This window comes from Streptomyces sp. MK37H (genome assembly GCF_018035285.1).
Lineage (GTDB): Bacteria > Actinomycetota > Actinomycetes > Streptomycetales > Streptomycetaceae > Streptomyces > Streptomyces endocoffeicus.
In genome coordinates this window covers 1-6,366 of record NZ_JAAAYH010000491.1, presented here as the reverse complement: position 1 = coordinate 6,366, position 6,366 = coordinate 1, and the positions used below count along the sequence as shown (strand labels likewise).

Below are 6,366 nucleotides of genomic sequence, written 5' to 3'. Positions count from 1 at the left end.
GACGCGGGGGTGCGGGCCTTCGCGCGCAGCGGCTATCAGAACGCCTCGATGGACGACATCGCCGAGCTGGCCGGGGTCTCCAAACCGCTGGTCTATCTCTATCTCAACTCCAAGGACGAGCTGTTCACGGCGTGCATACGGCGGGAGGCAGCGGCGCTGGTGACCGCGGTCCGGGCCGCCGTGGAGCGGGACGCGCCCGCCGACCGGCAGTTGTGGAGCGGGCTGAGCGGCTTCTTCGCGCACACGGCCGAACATCCCGACGGCTGGACGCTGTTGCATGTGCAGGCCCGTACGCAGGGGCGGTCCTTCGCCCGTGAAGTGGTCGCGATGCGGGCGGAGATCGTGGCGTTCGTGACGCAGCTGATAGGCGCGGCGGCGCGGGAGCAGGCACGCGGGGCGGCGCGCGCCCGGACCCTCGCGGGCACCGAGGTGTCCGGGCTCGCGCACGCGCTGGTGGGCGCGGCCGAGTCGCTCGCGGACTGGACGGCGGACGGGCGAGCGGGTGGGCCGTCGGCCAAGGAGGCCGCGGCCACCCTGATGAACTTCGCCTGGGCCGGGCTGGGGAACCTGCTCCAGGGGCAGGGGTGGTCGCCCGAGCGGGTCGGCTGACGGGTGGGGCGGCGTCGTACGGTGTCAGCCGGGCCCTACGCGGCGCAGTTGCCCCGCTTCGGCTCGTCAGCCGGGCCTTACGCGGCGCAGTTGCCCCGCTTCGGCTCGTCAGCGGGGCCTCACGCGGCGCAGTTGCCCCGCGTCGGCTCGTCCGCCAGGCGTCCGGCCATCCACTCCAGAGCCGTCGGTATCCCGGTCACCGCCGTGGTGACATGGTCCAGCGGATAGTCCTTCCACTCCACCGGCACACCCCGGGCGCACCAGCGGTCGCGCAGCGCCGCGCCGACCCGGTACGGGATCAGCTCGTCCACCACGCCCTGGTAGAGGTAGACGGGGTGGTCGGGGGAGCGGGTGCCCAAGAAGGAGCCGCCCAGCGCGAGTTGCCAGGCCGGACTGGCCAATGGGTCCCTTACGGTCACCTCGGACCTGTGCTGGAAGAGCCCGCCGATGGTGCTGAGCGACACGCAGTTCCGCTTCATGAAGTCCACATAGCCGCGGCCTCGGTCGTTGAGGTACGAGTCGAGCCGCAGCGCGGGGAAGGCCGCGTCCTGTCCGGTGAGCGCCATAAGGGCGAGCCCGGCGCCCGGTCCGCCGTCGTTGTACTCCAGCGTCGCGGGGAGGTCGGCGGGCACGCCTCCGGCGACCGTGCCCTTCAGCCGCAGCTCGGGGGCGTACGAGGCGTGCAGTTCGGCGGCCCAGCCGGCCGCCTGGCCGCCCTGGGAGTAGCCCATGATGCCCACGGGCGCGTCCGGTGAGAGCCCGGCCTCCGGAAGCCGCTGGGCGGCTCGCGCCGCGTCCAGGACGGCATGGCCCTCGGACCGGCCGGCCGTATAGGTGTGGTCGTCCGGGGTGCCCAGGCCCTCGTAGTCGGTGACGGCGACGGCCCAGCCGCGGCGCAGCGCCAGGTCGATCAGCTGGGCCTCGCTCGAGGTGCCCTGCGGGAACCGGCCGGACACCGCGCAGTCGTCGGCGAGGCCCACGGCGCCGATGCCCCAGGTGAGGAGCGGCCGGGGGCCCTGTTCGCCGTCGTCGGGGACGAGGACCGTGCCGGAGACGATGTCGGGGCGGCCGGTGGCGGTGGTCGAGCGGTAGGTGATGTGCCATGCCTTGGCGGTGGTCGGCACACCGGGCTGGGTGCGGAAGGCGGTGGGAGCGGAGGTGACGATGTCGCCGGGTCTGCCGGTGCCGGCGGCCGGGACACCCGATGCGGCGGCGGCCGGGGCGGCGGGTAGCGCCGAGGTCAGGGCGAGGGCGGCGAGGCCGGCGAGTACGGTGGTGCGGACGCGCATACGGTTCTCCCAACGGTGCGGGTGGTGCGCCTTGTTGGTGGTGCTGAGTCGCTCTGCGAGGACCGTAGGGACGAGCGGGGCGTCTGTGGCTGACCGCGGCGCTCAGATGTGCTGACTCCACGTCTCATGTCGGTATGCGCCCGGTGTTGTCCCGGTCCAGCGCCGGAACGCCCGGTGGAACGCCGTGTCCTCGGAGAAGCCCAGCCGTAAGGCCAGATCGGCGATGGGCTCGACCCCCTCGGCCAGGCTGCTGACCGCCTCGTCACGCCGCACGGTGTCCTTGAGCTCCTGGAAGGACGTGCCCTCCTCGCGCAGCCGCCGCCGCAGCGTCGCCGGGCTGACCGCCAGCCGGGCGGCGACCTCGGGCAGCTCCGGGAGCCGCGCGGTGTGCCGGGCGCGTGGGCCGTCGGCCGGGCCGCCGCGCGTCCGCACCGCGCCGGTGAGCGCGTGCCGCACCTGCTCGGCGACGGTCGTCCCGTAGTCGCGGCGGCTGAGCAGCCCGGCGGGCGCGTGCCGCAGCAGCGTCTGGAGCGTGGACTCGTCCTGGACGACGGGGGCGGACAGCCAGCGGTGGTCGAAACCGGCCGCGGTGCGCGGCGCTCCGAACCGGGGCGGGCAGCCGAAGAGCGGCTCGTAGTCCTCGGCGTACGGGGGCGGGGGATACGCGAACTGGGCCCACAGCAGCGGGATCCGGCGCCCGATCAGCCAGCCCGCGACCCGGTGCCAGATGAGCATGAGCCATTCGGCGACGATATGGTTCTCGGCCGCCGTAAGGGCGTCCTCATGCGGGCCCAGCCCGCCGCGCAGGGCGAACACCGCATCCCGGCCCCGGCCCGCGCCGCGCTCCAGGGCCAGATTGGGGCCGCCGGGGAAGAGCCGGTAGAAGCGGGCGCCGCGCTCCACCGCCGTGCCGAGGTCGGGGCAGCCCAGCGAGGCGTAGCACATCATCGCGAAGGTGCCGGGCCGGCTGCGGATGGTCCCCAGCCCCAGGAACTCGTCCCCCGTGGCCCGGTGCAGGGCGCGCACCAGCCGGGCGAACTGCTCGGGGGAGACGCGGGCGCGGTCGTCGGTGAGCAGCAGCGGGGGTATCCGGGCCCGCTGGAGCAGGGGGACGGTGTCGAGGCCGAGCCGCTGCGCACCGCGCAGCGCGGCCCGCACATGGTGCACCGTCACCGTCCGCCGCCCGCGCCCCATGGTCAAAACCGTAGCCCGAGCGGGTACCCCGCGTCAGCGGTGCGTCGCGGGTCCCCTACACGGCGTGAGCGCCGTAAGGGTGACGTGAGCGCTATAGGGGCGGCGGTGAGGGCCTTGAGGAGGGCGTGAGGCCCTACGGGCTATTCTCGACGGGCCCGGACGGACGTGTGAGAGCGGGGAGCGACATGGCCACGACCCGACGGCCCGCGACGGCCCAGTGGCTCGGTCTCGAGCCCCATCCGGAGGGCGGCTGGTACCGGGAGACCTGGCGCAGCGATGTCACGGTGCGGCCGCCGGGGTACGACGGCGAGCGCGCGACCGCCACGGCGATCTACTTCCTGCTGACTCCCGGTGAGGAGTCCCGCTGGCATGTGGTGCGCTCGGCCGAGCTGTGGCTGTGGCACAGCGGCGGCCCGCTGCGGCTCCGGATGGGCGGTACGGGCGACGCCCCGGAGGCGGCCCCCACGGAGGTGCTCCTGGGCCCCGATGTCGCCTCCGGCCAGCGCCCCCAGGTCGTCATCCCGCCGGGCGTCTGGCAGGCGGCCCGTCCGGAGGCGGACGAAGAGGTCCTGGTGAGCTGTGTGGTCTCCCCGGGCTTCGACTTCGCCGACTTCCGGCTGCTGGAGGACTGATCACATCCAGGCAGGGGCTCCCGGCAGGGGCCCCAAGGCACAGGCCCCCCAAGGCAGGGCTCCTAAGCCACGGGCCCCCAAGCCACGGGCCCCAAAAGGCAGGAGCCCCGCCTCCCCGCCGGGCGGGGAGCAGGGCTCCTTGGGTGGTGCTGCTTGAATCAGACGGCGCTGACGTTCTCCGCCTGCGGACCCTTCGGCCCCTGGGTGACGTCGAAGGTCACGGCCTGGTTCTCCTCGAGAGAACGGAAGCCGGTCGCGTTGATCGCGGAGTAGTGAACGAAGACATCGGGGCCGCCGCCGTCCTGGGCGATGAAGCCGAAGCCCTTCTCGGCGTTGAACCACTTGACGGTTCCGGTAGCCATAAGCCCTCCTTGGGCCAAAGGGTTGCCCTGCTCCAGAACCTGCAAGAAGTCTGAAAACTACAAAAGCCTGCGGTTACATGCTCCGCAGGCTCTGTACTGCAAGGAAACCAAACTGCAACTTGCGGCGAGCCTAGCACGCTCCGTGTGCGCGAGGAAAGAGCCGAAGATCACGAAAACGAGGGGTTTCCCGGGCCTCGAAGGTGGATAAGATCGCAGGTCGAGCGGCTACGTGCCAGTCAGCACAAGGCTACCGGACCACCCCGCCGCCATTACCCGGGGCGAGCGGGGCTAGCCTCCGAGACGTGGACAATTCACCGAGTTCCCCCTCGCGGAGTACACAGGACGCCTCAGAAAGCCTCAGACCGCCCGGCGGCCATCGGCTGAGTCGGCCAAAAGTGGGGCACATCCAGTACCTCAATTGCATGCCGTTGTACTGGGGCCTCGCCAGGACCGGATCCCTCCTGGATTTCGACCTCACCAAGGCATCTCCCGACGCCCTGAACGACCTGCTGGTCAGTGGCGATCTCGACATCGGCCCGATCAGCCTGGTGGAGTATCTGCGCAATGCCGACGATCTCGTCGCGCTCCCCGACATCGCGGTGGGCTGTGACGGGCCCGTCATGTCCTGCGTGATCGTCTCGCAGCTGCCGCTGGAGCAGCTGAACGGGGCGCGCGTCGCACTCGGTTCCGCCTCGCGCACCTCCGTACGCCTGGCCCAACTGCTGCTCGCCGAGCGGTACGGACTCGCCCCCGACTACTACACCTGCCCGCCCGACCTCAGCCTGATGATGCAGGAGGCCGAGGCGGCGGTGCTGATCGGCGACGCCGCGCTGCGGGCCAACCTCCATGACGCGCCCCGGCTGGGCCTGCGGGTCCACGACCTGGGCCAGATGTGGAAGGAGTGGACCGGGCTCCCCTTCGTCTTCGCGGTGTGGGCCGCCCGCCGCGAGTATCTGGAGCGGGAGCCGGAGATCGTCCGGCAGGTCCACGAGGCGTTCCTGTCCTCGCGGAACCTCTCCCTGGAGGAGGTCGGCAAGGTCGCCGAACAGGCGGCGCGCTGGGAGCAGCTCGAGGCGTCGGTGCTGGAGCGGTACTTCACCACCCTCGACTTCAGCCTGGGCCAGGCGCAGTTGGCGGGCATCGCCGAGTTCGCCCGCCGTACGGGGCCGACGACCGGATACCCCGCGGACGTCCGGGTCGAGCTGCTCAGCTGACCTTCCCGACCGCACGACCTGCGGTGGATGGCCGGAACACCCCCTAAGCTGGACCGGCGCACGGAGGGGGAGGCAACGCGATGGATCCGCTGGGAGCGGACGATCCGCAGGTCATCGGCGCCTATCGGCTGCTCGGTCGGCTCGGTTCGGGCGGTATGGGCCGGGTCTTTGTGGGCCGCAGCGCGGGCGGGCGCACGGTCGCGGTGAAGGTCGTGCACGCCCATTTCGCGCTGGACGAGGAGTTCCGCGCCCGTTTCCGGCGCGAGGTCGACGCCGCGCGCCGGGTCGGCGGCGCCTTCACCGCGCCGGTCCTGGACGCCGACCCGGAAGCACGCATCCCGTGGGTGGCCACCGGCTATGTGGCGGGCCCTCCGCTCAACCAGGCCGTGTCCGACGAGGGGCCGCTGCCCGAGTCGTCGGTGCGGGCGCTGGGCGCGGGGCTCGCCGAGGCACTGGCCGCGGTGCACGCCCTCGGCCTGGTCCACCGCGACGTCAAGCCGTCCAATGTGCTGCTGGCGCTCGACGGTCCGCGGCTGATCGACTTCGGCATCGCCCGGGCCACCGAGGGCACGGTGTCGCTGACCTCGACCGGCGCCTCGATCGGCTCGCCCGGCTATATGGCGCCCGAGCAGATCCTGGGCGAGAACGTCGAGGGCGCGGCCGATGTCTTCTCGCTCGGCGCGGTGCTGGCGTACGCGGCGACCGGTGAGCCGCCGTTCCCGGGCGACACCTCGGCCGCGCTGCTGTACAAGGTGGTGCACGACGAGCCCCGGTTCGGCCGCGAGCTGACCGGGGAGCTGCGCGATCTGGTCGCCGCGTGTCTCGCCAAGAACCCGGCCGACCGCCCCACCCCCGAGCAGATCGTGCGGCGCCTCGCCCCGGAGGACGGCGCCTCGGGGCTGGCACGGCCGGGCTGGCTGCCGGGGGCGCTGGTCGAGCGGGTGAGCCGGCAGGTGGTGGAGCTGCTCGACCTGGAGGCGGAGGCCGTCGCCCCGCCGTCCGACGCCCGGCCGTCCGTCACGGAGCCGCCCGCCGCCGAGCCCTCCGACGACGCACCGTCCGCCGA

General features: G+C 72.6%; 7 protein-coding genes. 4 read left to right on the top strand and 3 right to left on the bottom strand.

The window, feature by feature from the left end:
- The coding region (locus GWI24_RS38695) for a TetR/AcrR family transcriptional regulator (RefSeq protein WP_247617493.1) at positions 1 to 609 on the top strand (609 nt) is incomplete at its 5' end.
- A 119-nt stretch (positions 610 to 728) separates the two neighbouring features.
- Here the strand turns inward: GWI24_RS38695 and GWI24_RS38690 are convergent.
- Both GWI24_RS38690 and GWI24_RS38685 read right to left on the bottom strand, forming a co-directional pair.
- Positions 729 to 1,898, bottom strand: a complete 1,170-nt coding sequence (locus tag GWI24_RS38690) for a lipase family protein (protein WP_210950713.1) — start codon at positions 1,896 to 1,898, stop codon at positions 729 to 731.
- Between the two features lie 102 nt (positions 1,899 to 2,000).
- Positions 2,001 to 3,092, bottom strand: a complete 1,092-nt coding sequence (locus GWI24_RS38685; RefSeq protein WP_210950712.1) for an AraC family transcriptional regulator — start codon at positions 3,090 to 3,092, stop codon at positions 2,001 to 2,003.
- 185 nt (positions 3,093 to 3,277) lie between these two features.
- Between GWI24_RS38685 and GWI24_RS38680 the strand changes: the two genes are divergently transcribed.
- Positions 3,278 to 3,724, top strand: a complete 447-nt coding sequence (locus GWI24_RS38680) for a cupin domain-containing protein (RefSeq protein WP_210950711.1) — start codon at positions 3,278 to 3,280, stop codon at positions 3,722 to 3,724.
- A gap of 158 nt (positions 3,725 to 3,882) precedes the next feature.
- Here GWI24_RS38680 and GWI24_RS38675 read toward each other — a convergent pair whose 3' ends face one another.
- The gene (locus tag GWI24_RS38675; protein ID WP_030834854.1) at positions 3,883 to 4,086 is read right to left on the bottom strand and encodes a cold-shock protein; all 204 of its coding nucleotides are present in this window, start codon (positions 4,084 to 4,086) and stop codon (positions 3,883 to 3,885) included.
- 395 nt (positions 4,087 to 4,481) lie between these two features.
- On the opposite strand from GWI24_RS38675, the gene GWI24_RS38670 reads away from it, so the two are divergent.
- Entirely contained in the window at positions 4,482 to 5,300 is an 819-nt protein-coding gene (locus GWI24_RS38670) for a menaquinone biosynthetic enzyme MqnA/MqnD family protein (RefSeq protein WP_210950710.1), read from the top strand.
- Between the two features lie 80 nt (positions 5,301 to 5,380).
- Positions 5,381 to 6,366: serine/threonine-protein kinase (locus GWI24_RS38665; RefSeq protein ID WP_247617491.1), on the top strand; the 986-nt coding region annotated here is incomplete at its 3' end.

What these genes read in the sequence shown, in the direction of transcription:
- GWI24_RS38690 (WP_210950713.1), bottom strand. Translation starts at nt 1,898, where the DNA reads ATGCGCGTCCGCACCACCGTACTCGCCGGCCTCGCCGCCCTCGCCCTG.
- GWI24_RS38685 (WP_210950712.1), bottom strand. Translation starts at nt 3,092, where the DNA reads ATGGGGCGCGGGCGGCGGACGGTGACGGTGCACCATGTGCGGGCCGCG.
- GWI24_RS38680 (WP_210950711.1), top strand. Translation starts at nt 3,278, where the DNA reads ATGGCCACGACCCGACGGCCCGCGACGGCCCAGTGGCTCGGTCTCGAG.
- GWI24_RS38675 (WP_030834854.1), bottom strand. Translation starts at nt 4,086, where the DNA reads ATGGCTACCGGAACCGTCAAGTGGTTCAACGCCGAGAAGGGCTTCGGC.